The organism is Burkholderia sp. BCC0398, assembly GCF_902833245.1.
Classification (GTDB): domain Bacteria; phylum Pseudomonadota; class Gammaproteobacteria; order Burkholderiales; family Burkholderiaceae; genus Burkholderia; species Burkholderia sola.
On sequence record NZ_CADFEM010000004.1, the window covers coordinates 182,537 to 204,122 of the forward strand.

Sequence of the window (21,586 nt, forward strand, 5' to 3'; positions counted from 1 at the left end):
ATTCGGCAGACGAAAGTTTGTCATCATGGTGCTCATGCGACGGGGCCATCCATCAGCCATTCCACTTCGTCATCAGATAAAGCGTCGCGGCGCGGGATGCACAGACATCCCGCCAGCCGCGGCCGTCACTTCACCACACCACGATCGGGCAGCGCGCGGACCGCGCCACGCATGACGTCGAACCGTACACGACGCATGCCGCGCCGCAGCAACATGCGCAGCATCCGAGCCGCCATTTGGCAAGCGCGTTAACAACTTGTTTCGGAATGGCCGGAACCGTGCTTGCAGGATGGAATCTCACTTGCACGCAGCATTGCTGCGCATCCCACTCAATCAATCACGACTCGAGGGAGATAACGTGAACGTGAAATACTTACCGCTCATCGCATTGACCGTGGCAATTTCTGCTCATGCCGCCGAACCTGCCGTGCAGAACGTGGGACAAAGCCAGAAAAACGCGCCCGAGGTGTCGGCGTGCATCGCCAAGACCTGGGCCGACAAGTCGCAACAACAGGTGATCTCGCAGAACGTGCTGGCCAATGGCCTCGCGACCGACGTGTATGCACCGGGCCAGCAGCCGCCGAACGGCGCCGCCGCGATGGTTCGTCCGTCGTGGAAGCCGGGTGCGAAAACGTGGGTCGGCGTGCGTGGCGACGCAGCGTCCGCCGGCGACATCAACGCCTGCCTGTAACGCAGTAACGAGAACAGGCGCTTCGGATGGCCTTGCGCCATCCGCTTGCGACCAGCCCCGCTTCGGCGGGGCTTTTTCTTTGCCGCGCGGGAAGCGCCTTACAGGTAGCTGCAGACGTAATCGAGCGTCTCGAGCACTTCGATGTCGAAGCGGCTCTTGCCCGGGACCGAGAACGATTCGCCGGCGCCGTAGGTCTGCCATTCGCTGCTGCCGTCGAGCTTCACGCGGCACTTGCCGGCCTGCACTTCCATCAATTCGGGTGCATCCGTGCCGAAGTTGAGTGCGCACGGCAGGATCACGCCGAGCGTCTTGCGCGTGCCGTCCGGGAAGAGCACGGTATGCGACACGCACTTGCCGTCGAAATAGACGTTCGCGCGCTTGACGACCGATACGTTGTCGAATTGGGTTGCACTGGTCATGGGATGCCTCTGATTGCTGGATGCCGGATGGCGGTGTGGTTGGCGGCCGGCCGGAGCGGCGGGCCGGCCGCTATGATACCGGCTCGCGCAAGGTGCGCCCGAATGGCGCGCGGCCGGCACATGCCGGGCCCATGATCGTCAGGATCACTACGTGATCCTTGCGGGCGCGCGCTCACCTTAATCCCTTGCGTCGCGCGGAATCGCGCAGGCAATCGAGCAGCATCGCCGCGGCCGGCGTCAGCGGGCTGTCGCGGCGCGTGACGACCTGCACCGATACGCCCGGCAAGCGCTCGCGGATCGGCAGCACCGCGAGCTGATCGCGTGCCCACTCGCCTTGCAGCAATTGCTCGGGCATCGACGCGATCAGGTCGCAACCGGTCATCAGGCTGTGCGCGAGACCGAAGCTCGGGCACTCGACGGCACGCGCCGGCACCGGCAATCCGTACGCGACGAACGAGTTGAACAGTACCTGCGTGGAGCTTTCCGGCGACGGATTCATCAGCCAGTCGGCCTCGACGAGATCGGCGAGCGACGTGGCCGACGCGAGCGGATGCCCTTTGCGCGCGACGATCAGCGAGCGGCTCGCATAGAGCTCCGCATGATCGAACTCGGCCGCCAGCAGCTCCGGCACGACGACGGCCACCGCGAAATCGAGCGAACCGTCGTGCAGGCGCGGTAGCGCAACGCCGGGAAACCCTTCGACCAGATTGACGCGCGCCACCGGAAAGCGGCGCCGGAATGCACGGAATGCGTCGGGCAGGATCGTCACCGCCGCCGCCGGCGTGATCGCCGCCGCGACGGAGCCCGTCATCGCGCCCTGCGCCTGCTCGATGTCGTCGCGGGCGCGCTGCATTTCCGCGACGATCAGCCGCGCGCGCACCTGCAGTTGCTGGCCGAACGCGGTGAGCTGCACGCCGCGCGCGGTGCGCACGACGAGCGATACGCCGAGCGCGATCTCCAGCTCCTTGACCGCCTTCGTCAGCGCGGCCGGCGACACGTTCAGGCGCCGCGCGGCCGCACGAATGCTGCCTTCCTCCGCGGCGGTGACGAACGCTTTCAGCTGATGGTATTTCATGGGGCAATGCGTGATCCGTGGAAACCCTGTGCGCCGTGCCGCGCAGGGGTTCAGGGTATTCCCGAGCGACAACCGACGGTGTGCACCAAAGCAATTTAGCAGCTTCTGGTACGCAAAAGAAATTTATATGCTTGGTCGTCATATGCGCGTCAAACGCCCCACCCGCCCCACTGGAGAGACCATGCTGCCAGCCGTGAACCCCGTCATCCCCGGCATCGCCGCGATCGCCCCCGAACTCGTCGAGGTGCGCCGCCGCATCCACGCCCATCCCGAACTCGCATTCGAAGAAACGCTCACGAGCGATCTCGTCGCCGAGTTGCTCACCGGCTGGGGCTACGACGTACATCGCGGTATCGGCAAGACCGGCGTGGTGGGCGTGCTGCGCGAAGGGCAAGGCGCGCGCACGGTCGGCCTGCGCGCCGACATGGACGCGTTGCCGCTCGCGGAAACCACCGGCCTGCCGTACGCAAGCCGCCACGCGAACAAGATGCATGCATGCGGCCATGACGGCCACACCGCGATGCTGCTGTGCGCGGCGCGCCACCTCGCGGCCACGCGCCGGTTCTCCGGCACGCTGAACCTGATCTTCCAGCCCGCCGAGGAAAACTTCGGTGGCGCGAAGGCGATGATGGACGACGGCCTGTTCGACCGTTTCCCGTGCGACGCGATCTTCGCGATCCACAACATGCCGGGCCGCGCGGCCGGCGACATGGCGTTCCGCACCGGCGCCGCGATGGCGTCGGCCGACCGCGTGACGATCACGCTGCGCGGCGTCGGCGGCCACGGCGCGATGCCGCATTTCGCGCGCGATCCGATGTCGGCCGCGGGCAGCATCATGGTCGCGCTGCAGACGATCGTCGCGCGCGAGGTCGATGCACAGCATGCGGCCGTGATCACCGTCGGCAGCGTGCAGGCCGGCGAGGCGTTCAACATCATTCCCGAAACCGTCGTGATGAAACTGTCGGTGCGCGCGCTGAACGCCGACGTGCGCGCGCTGCTCGCGCGCCGTATCGAAGCGCTCGCGAAAGGCCAGGCGGAGAGCTTCGGCGTCACCGCGGAAGTCGACTACGACTACGGCTATCCGGTGCTCGTCAATCACGCGGAACCGACCGCGTTCGCGGCCGACATCGCGCGCCAGATGCTCGGCGCCGAACGCGTCGAAACCGACGCCGCGCCGCTGATGGGCAGCGAGGATTTCGCGTTCATGCTCGAAGCACGCCCCGGCTGCTACGCGTTCATCGGCAACGGGATCGGCAGCAAGGGCGGCTGCATGGTGCACAACCCCGGCTACGACTTCAACGACGACATCCTCGCGATCGGCGCGAGCTACTGGGTCCGCGTCGCCGAAGCCTGGCTCGCGGCCTGACGATCCTTCACCACGCAGTTTCGTGCCTACCCGGGGGAACCCCATGGAAACGTCCGCCCTTCCGTTCGCCGGCACGCCGGTCGACGCCCGCGCCGCCGCGAAGAAACGCCGGCTGATCGCGGCCGCCGCCGTCGGCAATGCGCTCGAGTTCTACGACTTCACGGTCTACAGCTTCTTCGCAATCCTGATCGGCAAGCTGTTCTTTCCCGTGCATTCGTCGTTCGGACAACTGATGCTCGCGGTCGCGAGCTTCGGCGTCGGCTTCGTCACGCGTCCGCTCGGCGGGCTCGTGATCGGCATGTACGCGGACCGCGCCGGCCGCAAGAAGGCGATGATCCTCACGCTGCTGCTGATGGCGCTCGGCACCGCGACGATCGCGGTCGCACCGACCTTCGCGCAGATCGGCATCGCCGCGCCGCTGCTGCTCGTGCTCGCGCGGCTGCTGCAAGGGTTCGCATCGGGCGGCGAAGTCGGCGCCTCGACGACATTGCTACTCGAACAGGCACCGCAGCATCGTCGCGGTTTCTATGCGTCGTTCCAGTTCTCGAGCCAGGGGCTCGCCGCGCTCGCGGGCGCGCTCACCGGCGTCGCGCTGACGTCGACGCTGAGCGCCGCGCAACTCGAAAGCTGGGGCTGGCGTGTGCCGTTCATCATCGGCACGCTGTTCGTGCCGCTCGGTTACTGGCTACGCCGCACCGTCGAGGAAGTGCCGGCGGCGGCACCCTCGCCCGCCGCCGCGCACGACGAACCCGTTGCGTCGCTGCCGCTCGCCGACGTGCTGCGCCATCACGGCAAAGCCGTGTTCGCGGGGCTCGGCGTAACGATCGGCGGCACGTCGATCCACTACATCATCGTGTTCTACATGGCGATCTACGGCGTGCAGGTGCTGCACCTGCCGACGTGGCTGTCGATGACGGCCGGCTGCGTCGCCGGCGCGATCCTGATGCTCGTGACGCCGATCGGCGGCCACCTGTCCGACGTGTATGGGCGCAACCGGATCGTCTGGTGGACGCGCATCGTGTTGATGGCCGCGATCTACCCGGCGTTCATCGCGCTGAACCGCTGGCCGGGCGCCGCGTCGCTGCTGTCGATCATCGCCGCGCTGTCGATCGTGCATGCGATCAACATCGGTGCGACGGGGGCCATGCTCGGCGAGTTGTTTCCGCGTGCGGTGCGTGCGACGGGCGGTGCGCTCGTGTATAGCGTCGGCGTCGCGATCTTCGGCGGCTTCGCGCAATTCTTCGTCACGTGGCTGATCGCGGCGACCGGGAATCCGAATGCGCCGGCGTGGTATGCGATCGGGTGTGGCGTGTTCACGCTGCTCGCGATTCGTTGCATGGACGAGAAGGCCGGGAAGGCGCTGGATTGAGCGGTGGCCGATGCGTGGGTGCGTGACGTACGTCATTGACGCCGCGCCCGCGCATCGGGCATGATCATTCAATGCACAACGCCACGATCACCCTTTCGACGACCACGCGCACGACCGCCTTCGGCGGGCCCGTGCGGCGAGTGCGCGCAAGATCGTAGCGTCACCGATTCCCACAGGCCCCGCCGGTTCCGGACGGGGTCTTTCCGTTTCTCCGTCTGCATCGGCCACTCAGGAGAAACGCAATGTCCGAAGTCCCTTTCCCGAAACGCGCACTGCTCGTCATCGACATGCAGGTCGGGTTGTTTCATGGTCCAGATCGTCCGTATGACGGTGAACGCGTGCTGGCCAACGTCAACCAGCTGATTCGTCGCGCGCATGAAGCCGGCGCGCCCGTGTTCGCCGTGCGTCACACCGGCCCGGCCGGCTCGCCGATTGCGCCCGACGCGCCGCTGGCCGCGTTGCTGCCGGAGCTTGCGATCGATACCGCACGCGACATCGTGTTCGACAAGACTCGCCCAAGTTGCTTCGCGGGCACGCGGCTCGCCGAGTGGTTGCATGCGGCCGGTATCGGCGAGATCGTGATCGCGGGGATGAAGACGCAGTACTGCGTCGACACCGCGTGCCGCGCGGCCGGCGATCTCGGCTTTCGCGCGGTGCTCGTTGCCGATGCGCATACCTGCATGGATACACCTGCGTTGCCGGCCGAGCGGATCGTCGCGCATCACAATGCGACGCTGGCGGGCCCGTTTGCGGTGCTGACGAAAACCGAGGCATGCGTGTTCTGATGCACGGCGCCGATCGGACTGCGGTGGATCAGCGCAGGCCTGCAATAGCGTCAGCAGAGACCCGCCATACGCATTGCTTCAATGCTCGATGATGTGTCGCGGACTGAAACAACCTTCGTCGAAAGCACTACGTCCGCGGACAGGAAATCGCTGAGCCGCTTATCGAAGCGGAACGAAAACTTGATCAATCCGATGGTGTTCCTGAAGGTCTCCCTAGGTAACTTTCCGGTCACCGTCGCCCCGATGAAGCGCTTGATCAGGCGTATCACTCGCACACGGAACCGGACTTCGACCTTCAGGATCAGCGAACACTCGGCGAGCAGCGGATACATCCGCGTGTCGTACGCGCCTTCGACGAACCAGCCGGCTTCGGCGATGATCGTCGCGATAGCGTCAGCCATCGCCTGATCCGAGTTCTTCACATACTCTTCACCGCTCTTGTCCCAATAGACGTTGTCGAATTCATACGCGTCAGTATCGAACCTCCGAGCCAACTCCCGAGCGATAGTCGTTTTCCCCGCACCCGACGGGCCTGCGATGCAAACCTTCATGTTTCAGTCTCTGTTCAACCGCGCATGTTGATGCTCGCGCATGAAGTGTTTCAGCATGGGTAAGAAGAAATCGTGCCCACCGATCAGCGTGAATACCTCTCCAAAAAGGAGAAACCACTGGAAGCGGAATTCAATAGGCTCACCACCGGGACTTGAGTCGACCTCGAAATGCGCCCAATGCGCCTTCATTGCAATGGCGTCACTCACCATGACATGCACGACATGCCGATGCTGAATCTCACTTCTTCCGAATTTCTTCATCGAATAGAAGTAATCGCCGAGGACACGCACGACTTGAGCGTCGCTGATACCGCTCTCCTCGCGAAGCTCGCGTAGCGCGGCGGCTATTGGCACTTCGCCGTGGTTCATCGTGCCGGCAACCACTTGCCTCCCGGCTTCCGGGAACTTCGGTTGGGTAAACGTGAGCAGTCGGTCTCGCCACGTAACATAGACCAGTACCTTGTTCTTGATTTGCACGATAGTGTTTTCAGCCAAAACCACTTCCATCCTCCGGGACAGCCAAGCCGTCGCAGAATTTTCAGCCCATAAACGTCATAAAATGTGAATCCCTCCAGCGCACGTTATCGGTAGCACGACGCGTAAGGCCAGCTATAAGACTCGCGGCGAAAAGATGAACAAGCGATGCGCGGGAGCCATATAGCGGCCCGCAGGCAGGCCCGGCGCACCTCAATCTGCGCGCCGGCGCTGATGTGCACGTCACAATGATCCGGCAAAGCCGCAAACGCAACAAGGCACGGGCTGCCCTCGCCCGTGCCTTGCGTGCACTGCGCCTACACTCAGAACGTATGCATCATCCCCACGCCCGCCTGAGACTCTCCCGTCATCGGGCTCGTACTCGACGTCGCGCCACGCGGCCTCGGGAGCAGCGAGAAACTCGAATTGCAGCCGTTGCGCACGTACGCAATAGTCCCGTACAGAAACGTGCGCTCCGACAGGTTGCGCGTCGTGCCGAGCACTTACATCATCGCGTGCCCCGACGAATCGTACGACGCATCGCCGCCGTCGCCCACCTTCGCGTAGTACCCCGTCTGACCGCTCATCACCTGGAACGCGGTTTTTCCAGATTAAAGACCGTCGGCATCCCGCTGCCGACATCAACCCGCTGATCTTGTCCCGCGTCGGCGGCTGCCGTCACGGCTTTATCTCGACGAGCCGCCCCTCGAAGTTCACATTGCGAAACATATTCACGTCGAGATTCAAGGAACCACGGCTGATGCCAAAACCCGTCAATATCAGTTACTGAATATCAATCGCATGCGAACGCAGGCGGTTTGTCCCGCCGTCGTGCAGTTTCCGTAATCTCGTCGGACTCATATTTTGGCCTCGGACTATCGGACTGCAGAAACTCGGAGGATGAAGATTCGACTACGATGACCGTTGGACAATACGACGCACGTCGTGACCTGCAGAGGCCTGACGACGTTGGATATGCACGACAAGCTGCGCGGCTACTATGAACAGGAACTGACGAAACTGGAGGATCAGTTCGCAACCTTCTCCAACGAGTATCCACGAATTGCCGCCCGCCTGAGCTTTACAGGCGGACAGACGGAAGACCCACACATCCAGCGGATGATGCAGGCGTTCGCGTTGATTGCAGCCGAAATCCGGGCCAACCTGGACGACGGCGCACCGAAGTTCACCGAAGCGCTGCTTCATGTCTTGCACCCGCACTACTTGCGACCGTTCCCTGCATGTTCGATCGCTCGCTTCGATCCGATCAAGGAATTACCGGGCAAGCCGGTCGTCTTGCCGCGTGGCATGGAGCTCACGTCGCGCGGCGGGGAAGTTCGCTTTCGAACCGCTTATGACGTAACGCTTGCGCCGATCCGCATCGCAAACGCTCGATTCTCGCGCAGCACCGTCGCACCGGCACAAGTCGCATTGCCGCCGAACACAACCAGCTTCATTTCCATCACGATTGAGCCGACGGTCGCCGCCTCACCGCTCGGCGCGGTTTCGCCCAACACGCTGCGCGTCCATTTCGCTGGAGAACGCCAGACCGTCGTCGCGCTGCTGGATACGGTCCTGCTGCGCGTCCGTGGCGCATTTGTCGAAGCGGACGACAGCGGACGGTGGATGCCAATTGCGGGGATACCGGTCACTCCGGTCGGGTTCGGCCCGGACGATATGCTGCTGCCGCCGTCGCACAATTCGCCGCTGGTTCAACCGCTGCTGGAATACGTCGGATTTCCGGACAAGTTCGATTTTGTCGACATTCATTTACGCCGATGTCTCAAACCTCTCCAAATGAACCGCGCGCGGCGCGTAACACTGCATCTGGCGATCGAAGGCATGCACGCCGATTCACGCATCGCGCAAGCGCTCACCCCGCTATCGGCGGACAACATCGGATTGTTCTGTACGCCAATCGTGAACCTGTTCAAGCATATGGGTGTCAAGTCGTCGCGTGGTGAAATCGCCGCGGATTATCCCATCGTGCCGAAACCGAGCCGACCAGACATACGCGGCATCTATTCGGTTGATGCGGTTCGCGATGTGTCAGACGGGACCACTATTCCGTCGCTGAATGCATGGGGCGTCGGGGCCGGCGAACGATTCTGGATCACGCGCCACGATCCCTACGCGGCAATCCATCATCCCGGACGTGAAACGTCGCTCGTACTGCTACGCGCGGACGGGACGGCGGTGGCGCAAACGCCGCTGCAATTGAGTGCCGATCTTACCTGCACGAATCGCGACTGGCCTTCGCGAATGCGGATCGGCTCCCTCAAGGGCGATCTGAAAAACGAAAACGATCAAATGCCTTGCAGGATTACGCTGCTGAAACAGCCGACACCGACGTATAGCGCGTCCCGTGAGTCGGAAGCGCAGTGGCGCGTGCTCGCACTGACGACAGCCAACCTGGCGCAGTTGACACGCGAGGGATGGCCGGACTTCGTGAAACTCATGCGCCAGCTTGCACCGAGCGACCGACGCGCCGAACACGTCGGGGCGATTTCGTTCGTCAAGCGAAACGTCGTCGAGAGACTACTGGCGATCAAGCCGCATTCGGCCCTAGTGAGAGGCTTCGAAATTGTGATGGCGGCAGATGAGAGCGCGTTCATTGAAAACAGCATGGGCACGCTGATCCTTCAGCTGGACCTATACCTGTCGCGGTATGCGCCAGCCAACGGCTTTACGCAGCTTGTCGTGCTGTCGAAGAACGACGGCTCCGTGATCGTTCGTTGCCCGGTGCGACCGGGCCTCGCGCCGCTGTTGTAGCGTTACACCAGGCTTGAAATCAGGTGACAACCGCATGTAGCGCGATGGCCGTGTCGCGCTATCGGAATTCCGTCGTCCTTCATCGATTCGTCGCCTTCCTCGATGATGTTCGGCGACACGTCGGGGTGCTGTGGACACGATACGCGGTCGCCTTTGCGCGCGACGTAGCGGCCATCGAACTTCATGGTCGATGACCCGGTTTCGACTTTGCCGCCGTGGTCGGTGTCGTCGCCGATTCGAATCAAATTGATCATCTGTCGAGTGTCAAGGGGAAGTGGAGGACAAAGTCACCAGTTTTTAAAGAAATTAAGTCTAGCTGTACAAGCGTTGCGTTCTTCCTGTAACTTTGCCGCAGTCATCTTGCAATTCAGATCTACATATTTAACCCAATTTGGATTGCTTCCGTCGGGTGTACTTTTTATCAACTTCAATATCACCTTGGTGGTGTCTCCGTTTTCGTAAAGATTCGCCATGACGGATAGCGACCGCCTGAAATCGTCCATACCGACAGATGATTCTAAGTAGCGAATTTCATTTGTCCGCACCTCTGTTGCCGATGTCAGGCAATTCCATTTATCGATAGACGCTTCCGCCCCCGGAGAGGTGGCATCAAAAGCTGCATCGCAATATTTCTCTTTATATGCAACCCATGCTCGTTGAGCTGCGACGAGATTTTGCCTCTCCGGAGGAGTGGATTTTCTTAGAAATTCATTGTAGCTTCCATTTAAAATTTTATCGGCAGCCTCGTAATTTCTTTGTGCGCAATTGGTTAACTCTGCGTTGGTTTGACCATCGCAGACCTCCTTCGCAAAGGCCACGCTCGAAATAAGCACCAGTGCAAAGAAAACAATATTCTTCGTCACAATCTATCTCCAACAGTCGCAAGTCATACCTTTCTCGAACAGAACTGCCTCTTTCTCTCGCCGTTTGAGTAGACCATCGTTCCCAGTTCCTTCCCACAGTACTTTCATGGCACGTAACTGCACGGCAACTTCGGGGAGGTTCTTATTCTCAATGGCTGCTCTAATGTTCCTCATGTGAGCTCGTGATTTTTGTCCGGGTTTATCTTCAAGTTGAGCTCCTCGATTATAGACTAAGCTGAGCAGCGCCCCTTGACAATGAGGATGTAATTTTGTAGTGCCCGGGAATGCATCAACGGTAAACTGAGCATAACGCTTTTTGACCCTCTTAGCCATCTCGAGGGCCTTCGGTTCGGATATTTTTATATCGCTAAGAGATGGAATAAATTTGCGCGCTGCATCCCCTTGTTTTCCGAGTGCGGTTAATAACCGGGTAATCTCATCCTCGGCAAAGAAGCCATCAAAATCACTGCGAACCATCGCTTCGGTTTGCTGCCCCAAGTCATAGCCGTAACCAATTGTTACGCCGCTGGATTGGCTATTTTTTGGAACGTATGGAATTTCACCAAACCCTTCCGAATCGAGGATAAGGTGAAAACCTTCTACGGAGGAATAGAACATTCCCTCTGTGGTGAGAAAGTCCAGCACGTTAGTTTTACATTTTGCGCTACAACCCGTGAAATTCCCGATCAACCCAATCGGGTGAAGGTGCCACGGCGAAAGGTCCGTGGGGAAGCCATCGACGCCCTTGATTTGGTCCCACCACTGAAGCTTCGCGAGTCGATCAAGTTCCGTCTTCCACAGCTCGGTCTGCTTCTGCATGAGCGGGGTGAGTTCTTCCCACTTGCTCAGACCGCCGCCCCATTCAGTTTCGTTGCGCACGATCAGATGCGACACTGCTTCAGCCATCCATTGCGTTTCCAACGCGTGTTTCAGTTCTTGCGCCGTCACCTTCCCGTCATGGTCCGTATCGATCGCCTGTTCAATCTTCGTGATGAGTTCGCCAGCGTTGACCTTCACCGCTTCCACTGCAAACTCAGCGCCTTCCTCGTCCGGCAAATATTGCTCGGTCGTATGGATATGGCGTTTGAACATGTCGGCGGGGCTGGCGCTGCCGTTGTCCACCAATTCGAAACCCGGCCATTCCCACGGACTACGAAGCTGTACGTGAGGGTGATCGGTATCGCACGCCCAGCCAGTCAGGCCGGAGCCGTCCTTCGAGCCAACCGTGACGTTCCACCAATGATGGCCTTTGTCGTCGACCGCGACATTGCCCTCACCGAGCTTGTCGAGTTCAGGACGGCGCAACACGTTCCTGAAGTCCGCGCCCGGTCCGCTTGCCTTTGAAACGTCCAGCGGAAAATTCTGCCATCCCGCTACGTTCGCCGTGCTGATCGTGTTCGCCAGGTTGCTTTCGACCCACAGCGGGTTGCCGACGGACGCTAACTTTTGTTTCGCCTTCTGTTTGCCTTTCGCGGGCACATTCGTCACGCTATTGGGCTGCACCTTGATCCAGCGCGAACCCTTTGCATCACCTATTGGCACGAGCTTCAACCCGGATTGGGTCAGTTTCTGGTCCGGTGCGGGAATTTCGCTGACCAGCTTCGCCCCCGGTTCGATTTCCAGAAGCTGTTTGTTTTTCTCGTTCAGTTCTTTCGCACGCGCACGGCTTCGATCGATGAAGTCCTTCAGGTCCGGCCCCGCGAACACTTCGAGATGCAGCATCGGGTAGTTCGGCTTCGGTGGTATCGGACTGGCCTTCATCGGCCATTGATACTGGCCGACGTGGGCGACGACTTCGCCCGCCTTGACGTCCTGCGGCTCCTTCAGGATCACGACCGTATCAAGCGGCTGCGGGTCGACTACGGCGTCTAGTTCCCCCTTGAACACATAGCTCCACTGCGCTTGGGGGGACACCGGCTTGCCAACTTCAGCAGACAGAACTGTGCCCGATTTGATGGACTTGATCTTGATCCAGTCCGGGTGAGCAGGGTCGCCTTCGCCCGCAATGATTTCGGCCCCTGTCGGCAACACGCCGATAATCTTGCTCTTTCCGTTCGGCAATTCCCGAATGTTCAATCCCGTCTCGGCCGGCGGCAGGGCGACATCCTGATCGGTATCGGCAGGCGGCGGCGCGCTATCGTTCGTATTGTTGATCGGCAGATCGTCGGCCCCATCGGTGCGCTTCGCGGGCGGAACGGGCGCTTTCGGCTTCGGGATAGCTTGCTTGTCCTTCGCCTTGTTGCCGACCCGATAGTAGCGGTCACCTTCCCAATACGACATCGGCGCGGGAAGCGCCGGATCGGGCTTCGGGTTCGATTTGGCCTGTTCGATGGCCTTCTGGTAGCTGGCCCAATCCATCGTGTGCATGTACAGACTGAAGAACACGAGAGGCTTGTCGTTCGCCGGTTTGCTGTCGGATGGCGCGGGAGCCGCCGGAGCGGACGCGGGTGCAGGCGCAGCGGTGGTCGATGCGGGCGCGGGAGCCGATGCGGGGGCCAACGCCGGAGCCGGTTTCGCGGGCTCCTTCGGGGCCGGCTTCGGCGGCAATTTCAATTCATGGCGAACCAGTACAAAGCCGGTCGAGAAGTGCGCCAGACTATTGTTCGGGTACTTCGTTTCCTCGTATTTCGTGTTCAGCCGGTACGCGACGATCTTGCCGTCTGCAATCGCATGCACGCCGCCGTCCAACTTGAGCATTTGCGCACTGCCGTCGTCGAAGTGCACGCCCCCATGCCACATGCCGCTGACGCCCAACGGATAAAAACCGGTCGCGGACTTCGCCAGCGCCTTGAAATACGTCATCGGGTCGGCCGCGTCGCTCTTGTCTGCGGGCGTGAACGGGTAGGCCCAACTCAGCGGCGTATCGACCGGCTCGGCAGGTTTGGCGGCCGGGTGCGGCGCGGCCGCCGGATGGTGCTTCTTCTTATGGGTCGTTTTGGTCATGATTCCCGACTCGGATTCGGTTTTCAGAATTTCTTATGTTGCCGCTATACCGGCCGCGCGACTCAACCGGAGAACAGCGTAAAACGCCCGCCGTCGACCGATACCGGCGACGAATGCAGCGGGTTTTGCAAGGTGCCGCTTGCCGCTCCTGCTTTCTCCCAATTCGCGCACTTTTCTACAATCTGGCCCGACGTTGCATTCTCGATCATGTTCGCCGTCAGCTTGATATACGAGCCATTCGCGCCGATCCAGATCTCATCGGCCGACAGATACATCTTCTTGCCCGCCGTAATCTTCACATCTTGCGAGGCGGCCAAACTCATCGAATCGTTCTGGGCCTGGAGATCTATCGGGCCGCTCGCCGCGTAGACCTTGACACCGAGTTTTTCCGCAAACAGGCTGATTTGCTCCAACACACTGGCGAGCAACGCCCGACCGGCTGCAAGGTTGATGTCTTCCCCGGCAACCACGTTGGTTTGCTTGTTTGCCGTGATATGCGCCGACCCTTGCGTCGATGCAGCAATGCCTTCCGGACTGGACAACAGCATGATCGGCTTCGCAAAGCCGTTCGCGTTACCCGTGCCGCCGCCGGCCGTGCGACCGCCCTTGGTCGTGCCGGCCACCGGATGCTGCGTTGCGTCCGTGAAAGTTTTTAGTGCATCGTGGCCGTCTTGTTGACTCTGCGCGCGATTCGTCTGGCTCGCCTTCGACGTCGTCGCCAGCATCGCTTCGGCGCGGGTAAGCTGTTCGGACGCTGCCGTCACACTCAGCGGTTGGGTCGTGGCAGGTTGCGTCGAAACGTAGAGCCCTTGCTCGGCCCGCACCGCACCATAGCTCAATGACTTGAGGTCAAAACCCTGCCCGATGAACGCGCCGCGCGTGTTGCCCGAGTGCTGGATCAGATAGCCCAGGTGCAAATGCGAGCTATAGCTCGTCGAGTACAAATGCACGCGGTTCTGCCCACTGGCGTCGTCCATCATCAGTTGGTTATAACCTTCACCGCCGTACTCGCGCGACAGCAAGCCCGAAGTCAGCCCGTGCGTGTGCCATTCGGGCATGCTTTCGCCGCCGTGCATTCTGGACAGGATCACGGGACGATCGCAATTGCCGTTGATGAAGCCAATCAAGACTTCGTCGTTCTTGCGCAGCGGGAACATGCCGCCGCGCTTGTGGCCCGCATCGGGCATCGCCGCACGTATCCACGCCGACACGTTCTGGTCGCCGTCATTGAGTCGATTGGACGTCAGCCGCACCTTCGCACGCAGCATCGCATCCGTATAAATCTCTTCGTCCTCGGGACCGCCGACGATGCCCGTCTGAAGCTGCATGATCGGCTTCTTGTGTTCGAACGGACTACGAAACGCGACGCGGCGCCGTTGCGCCTCGATTTCGACGTGGAAGAATCCCACGCCGCCGTCGTCATGGCGTACGGACGAACCCGCACCGCTCGCGCGCGCTTGCTCGACTTCAGCGCGCAGGCTCCTGCGAAAACGCATCAGGTTCTCGAGTCCCGGCACGTTATTCTGAATGAGCCAGTTCACCGAGAGAATTGCCATTTCGCGATCCTGATCCGGCTGCGCATCGTGCACCGGGTGCCCGTTCAGCACCCCATAGCGGCCAGGCCATGCGCAACGCAATGCGCCCACACCGTAGAAGCGTTGCGCGCGTGAGCGCCATTCCTCGGTGACAACGTTTGCCTGAGCCTCGCCCATGTCGCGATCGGACCACGTATGCGACCCGGTGTATTCGTACTGCTCACCCAGCCCCGGTACATCGTCAAGATCGAACGCAGGCATCGTGACGTGCTTCGAAAGATCCGGGCGCTTGTAGTCGAACGTGCCTGTGTCGAGTTCGGCCGACTGAATTTCCTGCGAATCGATCCACTCGCTCAGACCATCGAATTCTTCGTTCTGCACCGAGCGGCTGAACAAAATGGTCTTTTGCTTCAATTCGGGAACCGAGAAAAGATCGTCCATGATGACGACCTTGTGCGACTTGCCGTCCTGCGCGATATCGAAACGCGGAAAAAGACCAAGCTCTTCGAATGTACGATGGACGTAGTTCCAGTCGGATTCCCATTGCATCCGCTGAGAATACGAGCGCAACGATTGACGCAGTTGCCAAGTAAAGTTGCCGGCCGCCTGCGGATACTTCCCAAGCACATCGGACACGGTTTGCTGCGCGGGAGTCTCGATCCAGTCGCGCCGGTCACTGCCGAGCCGCAGCAGCGCGAGGAACGAATTGAAGCGGAGCTGGTAGTAGGTATTGGCTCCGTCCCCGCCCAGGCGACTGAATGCAGTCACATAGCCGTGAATTGGCATTTCGCTGCCGTCCATTTGCCGAATCCACAGCGTCACGGATTGCCGGATCAGCGCCTTCGCCTGAATCGTTTCGAGTCGCGTCGACGTTGCGTCGATCGTGAATTCGAAGTCTCTCCCGAGACACGCGCGCCCACGGACGTACAGCGGGACCAACCCGTCTTCGCCAAGCGGCGTATCGAGGCGGACAATGCGTCCGTGTTGCACGTATTGCGTGCGCAGCGCCTTGTTCAGGAGATCGGAAACCATCAAGCTACCCCGTACCGTGTAGTAACAAAAACGGCCGCCGGGCGGTGCCGGGCGGCCGATTGGTATCTCATCGATACGGGAGCTTACGTGATGCTTTCGAGTACAACGATGTCGCGGGGCAGTATAGGCACGCGGCCCGTCGGGGGATGCATTCGACGTCTGCAGCGAAAGTGCCCGCCGTAGCTGGCATCAGTCAGACGGCGATAAATCGGGCAACCGACGTTTGCCTTGAAGTTTCCGGTCCACAAACGTTAGAAAGTGTGACGCAATCGCGCGTGTACTGCACCCGCAACGCGATACGTATGTAAGCCACGCCCGAGCCGGCGAACCGATGGCAGAGCGACATGTCGCGGCCACATAACCGATACGATGCCTCTGATTCCGCCGACCGACATCAGCACGCTTGCCAGAACGCTTCGCAAGCGCTGTAAACGCAAAAGGCACGGGTTCATCACCCGTGCCTTTTGCGTATCTGGCGTTGCCTACACTCAGAACGTATGCATCATCCCCACATACGCGCCCGTCTGCGACTCGCCCGTCATCGGGCTCGTCCCCGACGTCGCATCACGCGGCGACGCAATCAGCGAGAAGTTCGAATTCCCGCCATTCCGCACATACGCAACCGTCCCATACAAGAACGTCCGTTTCGACAGGTTGTACGTCGTGCCGAGCACGTACATGATCGCGTGCCCCGACGGATCGTGCGACGCGTCTCCACCGCCATCACCCACCTTTACGTAATACCCGCCGCCTGTCACAGCCCACTGCGGCGTCGCCGAGTAGGTCGCACCAAGCCAGTAATGATCCGCACGATCGGCGACACCAGCCGGGCTATCCGGCGCCTGGTAGTGCGTATACGCGCCCTGGATCTTGAACTTCGACACCTTCACGTTCGCCCCGACGAAGTACTCGCGCGACGCCGTGAAGATGTTGCTGAACTTGCCGTTGTTGTCGCGCAGTTCGTCGTAGATGCCGCGCACGTCGAGCACCGGCGAGTGGTACGAGATCATGATCCCGTCCGAGCGGCCGAAATCGTCGGCCGCGCCGTAGTTGAAGCCGCGCGACTGGTTGCCGAACGCATATTGCGCCTGCACGTCGAAGCCGCCGATCACCGGGCTGTGATATTCGATGTTGTTGCTGCTCTGCTGCCAGTTGCGGCCGCGCACAAGCGACGCCGACGAAAACGCCTGCTGCACGAACGGATCGAATTCCCACACGCCGTCGCTGTCGATGAACAGGTTGCGGCCGGCCTGCAGTTGACCCCACGTGTTGCTCTTCAACCCGACGTACGCGCGCCGCGACCACATGCGCCCGCCGCCCGTCTGGCCGTTCATCACCTGGAACGCGGTTTCCAGGTTGAAGACGGTCGACATCCCGCCGCCGAGATCCTCGACACCTTTCAGCCCGAACATGCTGGTGCCCCAGTCGCCGCTTTCCGCGCTCCAGCGCGTCCCGCTGCCGCCGTTCGGCTTCGCGATGTGGTTCAGGTATTCGATGCCGCCGTCGATCCGGCCGTACAGCGTGACGCTCGTCTGCGCAAACGCAGCCGCCGGCGTGGCGGCCGCAATCAGCCATGCGAAGTATTTGAGTCGCAAAATGATGCCCCCTCGAAGTCTCGACCGTCCGTCGCGCGCCCCATGCACGCGCCTCCGGTCGCTTATCCGCGATCGATCGAAAAACGTCCGGGGCCGGCCGCGCAGAGCGCAAGCAAGCCGCCCGAGATCGCGATGTTCTTGTAGAAATGAATCATGTTGTTGATCTGCTCGCCGCCCGTCATCGTCCAGTAGTGGTGGCCGATGATGCCGGTGCCGATCGTATACAGCGCAAGCAGCAGCGCGAGCGGCCGCGTCTGGAAGCCGACGAGGATCGCGATCCCGACGAACAGCTCCATCACGACGGAGATCGCCGCCGAGATGATCGGAGCCGGCGCGCCCTCGCTGCCCATGAACGCGATCGTACCGGAGAAGTCGATAATCTTCTTCCAGCCGAACATCACGAACAGGATCACGAGCAGGATTCGGGACAGCAGCAGCAGCACATCGCGCTGGGACGCGAGAAACGGTTGATTCGGTGTCATGGTGTGATCAACGAAAACGATGCGCGCGCAACCGCACGCACCGGATTGCCTGTGAACCGGAGCGAGCGGCCAATCGCGCCGCCCGCCCCGCTCTGCAACAACCGGCATCGGGGCCCGCCCGATGTGCTGTGCTCCTCCTCTTTTACGTTGTCGCCCTGCTTCGTCGCATGCCGCGTCAGCGCAGCTTCGCGACGTCCTGCTCGGTCACCTTCGCGGCCGGATTGCCGAACTGCCCGGTCACGTAGTTCGTCAGCGCTGCGATCTGCGCATCCGACAGCTCGTGGCGGAATGCCGGCATCCCGACGTCCTCGCTGCCGGCCTTGCGCTGCACGCCGTTCAGGATCACCTGCACGAGGTTGGTCGGATTCGGTGCGCCGACCGTCGAGTTGTGGAGCAGCGGCGGATAGTAACCGTCCGGCGTGCCCTTGCCTTGCATCTGGTGGCAGGTCGCGCAGTTGCCGAGATACAGCCGCGCCGGATCGATGCCAGACGATGCGAGCACGACGCCGCGCAGCTTCAGGCCGTCCTCGGCCGGCTTGCCCCACGACGAGCGCGACTGCTTCGCGTCTCCGCTGGCCACCGCCGGCACCGTCCGGATGTACGTCGCGATCGCGCCGATGTCGGCTTCGGTCATCTTCGAGAAGCTGTGCTCGACAGCCTCGGCCATCGGGCCGGCCGCCTGCGCAAGGCCCGGCACGCTGCCGGTGCGCAGGTACTGGACGAGCTGCTGCTGTGTCCAGCCGCCGATCCCCGCGTTCGGGTCGGACGTGATGTTGTAGCCGTCCCAGCCCGCGAGCACCGAGCCCGACAGGAAGCTGCCGCCCGTTTCGTCGAGCGACTTCTCCTGCATCGCGATGCCGCGCGGCGTGTGGCACGTGCTGCAATGCGCGAGGCCCTGCACGAGATACGCGCCGCGGTTCCACTCGGCGCTCTGCGCCGGCTTCGGCTGGTAGACGCCGTCCTTCAGGAACAGCCAGTTCCAGATCTTCAGCGGCCAGCGCATGCTCAGCAGCGCGGGGATCTCGTTCTTCGGCGGCGCCTGCTTGACCGGCTCGACGCCGTGCATGAAGTACGCGTACAGCGCCTGCACGTCGTCGTCGTTGATCTTCGCGTACGACACGTACGGCATCGCCGGATACAGGTTGGCGCCGTTCTTCGACACGCCGTGCCGCACCGCGCGCTCGAAGTCGTCGAACGTCCAGTTGCCGATGCCGGTGTCCGGGTCGGGCGTGATGTTGCTCGTATAGATCTTGCCGAGCATCGGCACCGGCATGCCGAGGCCGCCCGCGAACGGCTTGCCGCCCTTCGCGGTGTGGCACGCCATGCAGTCGCCCGCGACCGCGAGGTATTCGCCGCGCTTGACTTGCGCCGGATCGGCCGAATCGGCCGCGCGTGCGAGGCCCGGCAGCACGAGGCAGCCGGCGAGGAGGAAGGTGAGAGTAGATTTCCGCACGGTCAGACTTCCTTCTTCAGCGTGTCCGACATCCGCAGCGCGAGCGCCGCGATCGTCAGCGTCACGTTCACCGTACCGACGGTCGGCATCGTCGAGCTGCTCGAGATGAACAGGTTCGGATGGTCGAACGTGCGGCAGTCCTTGTCGACGACCGAGTCGCGTGCATCCGCGCCCATGATCGTCGCGCCGGTGATGTGGTTGTTCGGCGCGAACTCGTCGTTGAAGACGACGTCGGTGCCGCCGAGCACCTTCGCGGCCGTCGCGTAGACCTCGCGCGTGTGCACCGCGCCGCGCTTCACGTAATCGTCGATCGCATACGTGATCTCGGGGCGCGGGATGCCGACCGCGTCGGTGGCCGTCTTGCTCGGCACGATGCGGTTCTCGGGCTGCGGCAGGATTTCGTGGAAGCAGTCGAACTGCACGTAGCGCGCGGAACGGTCGCGGATCTGCGCGTCGAGCTCCTCGTGCTTCATCAGCTTGCCGGCCTTGAAGATCTTCTGCGTCTCCTGGTTGATGCGCGACATGTTCGACAGGTGGATCTTCTTCGCGGCTTCGGTCGCACGGAACGGGCCGTCGCGGAAACCGATCAGCGACGTCATCTCCTGCGGGCCGCGGCCCGGCCACAGCTTCTCGTTCGCGTAGAACGACACGCCGGTGCCCGGATGGTCCATCAGGTTGCGGCCGACCATGTCGGAGCTGTTCGCGACGCCGTTCGGGAAATCGCGGTTCGCGGACATCAGCAGGATCTTCGGCGTCTCGATGCCGTTGGCGGCGAGCACGAAATACTTGCCCTCGACGCGATGGTCGGCGCCCGTCTTGTCCTTGTAGATCGCGGCGACGATGCGCTTGTCCGGCCCGGTCTCGAGCTTGTAGACGACCGCGCTGTCGATCAGCTTCGCGCCGGCCTGCTCGGCCTTCTCGACGTGGACGATGCCGTTGTACATCGCACCGATCGGGCAGATCGGCATGCAATTGTTGTTCCCGCAACAAGTCGGCCGGCCGTCGTACGGACGGCTGTTGCGCGCGACGGGCTCGGTCACCACGTGGAACTTCGGGTCATAGCCGTTCAGCGCGCTCTTGATGGTCTGCTCGTTGAACGACAACGGCAGCGGCGGCATCGGGTATGCCTGCTTGCGCGGCGAGTACAGATCTTCCTCGGGGCCCGGGCCCCACACGCCGAGCTCTTCCTCGGCGCGCTGATAGTAATGCTCGAGGTCGTCGTACTGGATCGGCCAGTCACGGCCGACGCCGTACACGGTCTTCATCTTGAAGTCGTTCGGGATGAAGCGCCACGCCGACGCGGCCCAGTGCCACGTCGTGCCGCCCACCGCGCGGATGTACTGCGAGTTGAACTTGTGCTCGCCCTTCAGGATCAGGTAGTCGTTCGGCGGGCCGTATTCCGGATGCGGCGCCCACGGGCTCGACGGGTACGGCGCCATGAAATCGGTCTTGTCGGGCTGGTTGCGAAAACGCTCGACGATTTCCCAGCGCGGCATGCGCGGGCCGGCTTCCAGCAGGATCACGGACTTGCCCGCCATCGCGAGCTGGTGTGCAACGATCGCGCCGGCGACACCCGATCCGACGACGACGATGTCGGCTTTTTGCGTATCGGTATCGGCCATCAGGCTTGCCTCTCGATCGGTTTTTCGGCCCAGAAGCCGGGTTTGTTGGGGCAATACGAAGGGATTACGAGGGTATCGGACACCACGCTGAACATTAATGCTTCTTCGTAAGTAATCACGACGTTGTCGACGATGCCGAGATACCACGCGCCGAGAATCGTCAATGCGAGCGATTCCTGGTCGGGATTCAGCGAGCCGGATGCGAGCGCACCGGCGAGTTGCGACAGGCTGTCGGCCGTCTTGAACGAGCCCTTCTGCAGCGCCTGCAGATAGCGCTCGCCGGTGACGCGGCTCAGCCCTTTCTTGCCGGTCAATGCTTCGGAAAGCGTCATGAACGTATCGAGCGGCGCGGTGGCCGGATCGTCGGCCAGGGCCCGCAACGCCAGCGAGCCGGTGAGGCCCGCCGCCGTCAGCGCCAGTGCGCCCTGCAGCCATTGACGCCGCGTGATGCCGGTTACGGCTGCGTCGTTGTCACGACGCGATTGGGGGGTGTTGTCGTTGTGCATGTTTCCTTCTCTCGAACACCGGATTCGGGAAAACCACGCTTGATATTTCTCAA

18 protein-coding genes and 1 pseudogene are annotated in these 21,586 nt (G+C 61.7%); 5 read left to right on the top strand and 14 right to left on the bottom strand.

The window, feature by feature from the left end; all coding sequences use genetic code 11:
* The first annotated feature begins 358 nt into the window (after positions 1-358).
* The gene (locus HWX76_RS10105) at positions 359-691 is read left to right on the top strand and encodes a hypothetical protein (protein WP_176015842.1); all 333 of its coding nucleotides are present in this window, start codon (positions 359-361) and stop codon (positions 689-691) included.
* 98 nt (positions 692-789) lie between these two features.
* Here the strand turns inward: HWX76_RS10105 and HWX76_RS10110 are convergent, their stop codons facing one another.
* Together HWX76_RS10110 and HWX76_RS10115 are read right to left on the bottom strand one after the other, a co-directional pair.
* A complete protein-coding gene (locus tag HWX76_RS10110; protein ID WP_006478890.1) occupies positions 790-1,110 on the bottom strand; it encodes a pyrimidine/purine nucleoside phosphorylase in 321 nt (106 codons plus the stop codon).
* Positions 1,111-1,282: 172 nt separating this feature from the next.
* A complete protein-coding gene (locus HWX76_RS10115; protein ID WP_176015766.1) occupies positions 1,283-2,185 on the bottom strand; it encodes a LysR substrate-binding domain-containing protein in 903 nt (300 codons plus the stop codon).
* Between the two features lie 181 nt (positions 2,186-2,366).
* Between HWX76_RS10115 and HWX76_RS10120 the strand changes: the two genes are divergently transcribed.
* The 3 genes from HWX76_RS10120 (at position 2,367) to HWX76_RS10130 (ending at position 5,705) form a co-directional block, all read left to right on the top strand.
* Positions 2,367-3,551, top strand: coding sequence for a M20 aminoacylase family protein (locus HWX76_RS10120; RefSeq protein ID WP_176015767.1), 1,185 nt, complete (start codon positions 2,367-2,369; stop codon positions 3,549-3,551).
* A 43-nt stretch (positions 3,552-3,594) separates the two neighbouring features.
* Positions 3,595-4,920: an MFS transporter gene (locus tag HWX76_RS10125; RefSeq protein WP_050012780.1), complete on the top strand. Its 1,326-nt coding sequence runs from the start codon at positions 3,595-3,597 to the stop codon at positions 4,918-4,920.
* A gap of 242 nt (positions 4,921-5,162) precedes the next feature.
* Positions 5,163-5,705, top strand: a complete 543-nt coding sequence (locus HWX76_RS10130; protein WP_124639550.1) for a cysteine hydrolase family protein — start codon at positions 5,163-5,165, stop codon at positions 5,703-5,705.
* A gap of 50 nt (positions 5,706-5,755) precedes the next feature.
* Here the strand turns inward: HWX76_RS10130 and HWX76_RS10135 are convergent, their stop codons facing one another.
* The 3 genes and pseudogenes from HWX76_RS10135 to HWX76_RS10145 all read right to left on the bottom strand — a co-directional run.
* Positions 5,756-6,256 (bottom strand): AAA family ATPase, encoded by a 501-nt coding sequence (locus tag HWX76_RS10135; RefSeq protein WP_124631085.1) that lies wholly within the window; start codon positions 6,254-6,256, stop codon positions 5,756-5,758.
* Between the two features lie 3 nt (positions 6,257-6,259).
* The gene (locus tag HWX76_RS10140; protein ID WP_176015768.1) at positions 6,260-6,757 is read right to left on the bottom strand and encodes an NUDIX domain-containing protein; all 498 of its coding nucleotides are present in this window, start codon (positions 6,755-6,757) and stop codon (positions 6,260-6,262) included.
* A gap of 296 nt (positions 6,758-7,053) precedes the next feature.
* Positions 7,054-7,302, bottom strand: a pseudogene (locus tag HWX76_RS10145) (porin); the annotation flags it as partial.
* Between the two features lie 403 nt (positions 7,303-7,705).
* On the opposite strand from HWX76_RS10145, the gene tssF reads away from it, so the two are divergent.
* Entirely contained in the window at positions 7,706-9,502 is a 1,797-nt protein-coding gene (tssF, locus tag HWX76_RS10150) for a type VI secretion system baseplate subunit TssF (RefSeq protein WP_124639546.1), read from the top strand.
* A 2-nt stretch (positions 9,503-9,504) separates the two neighbouring features.
* Here the strand turns inward: tssF and HWX76_RS10155 are convergent, their stop codons facing one another.
* From HWX76_RS10155 to HWX76_RS10195, 9 genes are all read right to left on the bottom strand, one after another.
* Positions 9,505-9,756, bottom strand: a complete 252-nt coding sequence (locus HWX76_RS10155; RefSeq protein WP_124631082.1) for a PAAR domain-containing protein — start codon at positions 9,754-9,756, stop codon at positions 9,505-9,507.
* A gap of 33 nt (positions 9,757-9,789) precedes the next feature.
* Positions 9,790-10,365: a lysozyme inhibitor LprI family protein gene (locus HWX76_RS10160; RefSeq protein WP_176015769.1), complete on the bottom strand. Its 576-nt coding sequence runs from the start codon at positions 10,363-10,365 to the stop codon at positions 9,790-9,792.
* Between the two features lie 3 nt (positions 10,366-10,368).
* Complete coding sequence (locus HWX76_RS10165) at positions 10,369-13,308, bottom strand: pesticin C-terminus-like muramidase (protein ID WP_176015770.1); 2,940 nt, start codon at positions 13,306-13,308, stop codon at positions 10,369-10,371.
* Between the two features lie 62 nt (positions 13,309-13,370).
* Positions 13,371-15,875 carry a type VI secretion system Vgr family protein gene (locus HWX76_RS10170; protein WP_050012787.1) on the bottom strand — a complete coding sequence of 835 codons (2,505 nt, stop codon included), beginning with the start codon at positions 15,873-15,875 and terminating at the stop codon, positions 13,371-13,373.
* Positions 15,876-16,363: 488 nt separating this feature from the next.
* Positions 16,364-17,470 carry a porin gene (locus HWX76_RS10175; RefSeq protein WP_176015771.1) on the bottom strand — a complete coding sequence of 369 codons (1,107 nt, stop codon included), beginning with the start codon at positions 17,468-17,470 and terminating at the stop codon, positions 16,364-16,366.
* Between the two features lie 62 nt (positions 17,471-17,532).
* A complete protein-coding gene (locus HWX76_RS10180) occupies positions 17,533-18,060 on the bottom strand; it encodes a DoxX family protein (RefSeq protein WP_306427012.1) in 528 nt (175 codons plus the stop codon).
* Positions 18,061-18,127: 67 nt separating this feature from the next.
* Positions 18,128-19,405, bottom strand: coding sequence for a cytochrome c (locus HWX76_RS10185; RefSeq protein ID WP_176015772.1), 1,278 nt, complete (start codon positions 19,403-19,405; stop codon positions 18,128-18,130).
* A 2-nt stretch (positions 19,406-19,407) separates the two neighbouring features.
* A complete protein-coding gene (locus HWX76_RS10190; protein WP_089489433.1) occupies positions 19,408-21,027 on the bottom strand; it encodes a GMC family oxidoreductase in 1,620 nt (539 codons plus the stop codon).
* Positions 21,027-21,533, bottom strand: coding sequence for a sugar dehydrogenase complex small subunit (locus HWX76_RS10195; protein ID WP_050012792.1), 507 nt, complete (start codon positions 21,531-21,533; stop codon positions 21,027-21,029). Before HWX76_RS10195 ends, HWX76_RS10190 begins: the two co-directional genes overlap by 1 nt.
* Positions 21,534-21,586 lie beyond the last annotated feature (53 nt).

Coding starts and splice junctions, on each gene's coding strand:
- HWX76_RS10170 (WP_050012787.1), bottom strand. CDS start 15,875: ATGGTTTCCGATCTCCTGAACAAGGCGCTGCGCACGCAATACGTGCAA.
- HWX76_RS10190 (WP_089489433.1), bottom strand. CDS start 21,027: ATGGCCGATACCGATACGCAAAAAGCCGACATCGTCGTCGTCGGATCG.
- HWX76_RS10120 (WP_176015767.1), top strand. CDS start 2,367: ATGCTGCCAGCCGTGAACCCCGTCATCCCCGGCATCGCCGCGATCGCC.
- HWX76_RS10125 (WP_050012780.1), top strand. CDS start 3,595: ATGGAAACGTCCGCCCTTCCGTTCGCCGGCACGCCGGTCGACGCCCGC.
- HWX76_RS10130 (WP_124639550.1), top strand. CDS start 5,163: ATGTCCGAAGTCCCTTTCCCGAAACGCGCACTGCTCGTCATCGACATG.
- HWX76_RS10195 (WP_050012792.1), bottom strand. CDS start 21,533: ATGCACAACGACAACACCCCCCAATCGCGTCGTGACAACGACGCAGCC.
- HWX76_RS10110 (WP_006478890.1), bottom strand. CDS start 1,110: ATGACCAGTGCAACCCAATTCGACAACGTATCGGTCGTCAAGCGCGCG.
- HWX76_RS10135 (WP_124631085.1), bottom strand. CDS start 6,256: ATGAAGGTTTGCATCGCAGGCCCGTCGGGTGCGGGGAAAACGACTATC.
- tssF (WP_124639546.1), top strand. CDS start 7,706: ATGCACGACAAGCTGCGCGGCTACTATGAACAGGAACTGACGAAACTG.
- HWX76_RS10180 (WP_306427012.1), bottom strand. CDS start 18,060: ATGCCGGTTGTTGCAGAGCGGGGCGGGCGGCGCGATTGGCCGCTCGCT.
- HWX76_RS10165 (WP_176015770.1), bottom strand. CDS start 13,308: ATGACCAAAACGACCCATAAGAAGAAGCACCATCCGGCGGCCGCGCCG.
- HWX76_RS10115 (WP_176015766.1), bottom strand. CDS start 2,185: ATGAAATACCATCAGCTGAAAGCGTTCGTCACCGCCGCGGAGGAAGGC.
- HWX76_RS10155 (WP_124631082.1), bottom strand. CDS start 9,756: ATGATCAATTTGATTCGAATCGGCGACGACACCGACCACGGCGGCAAA.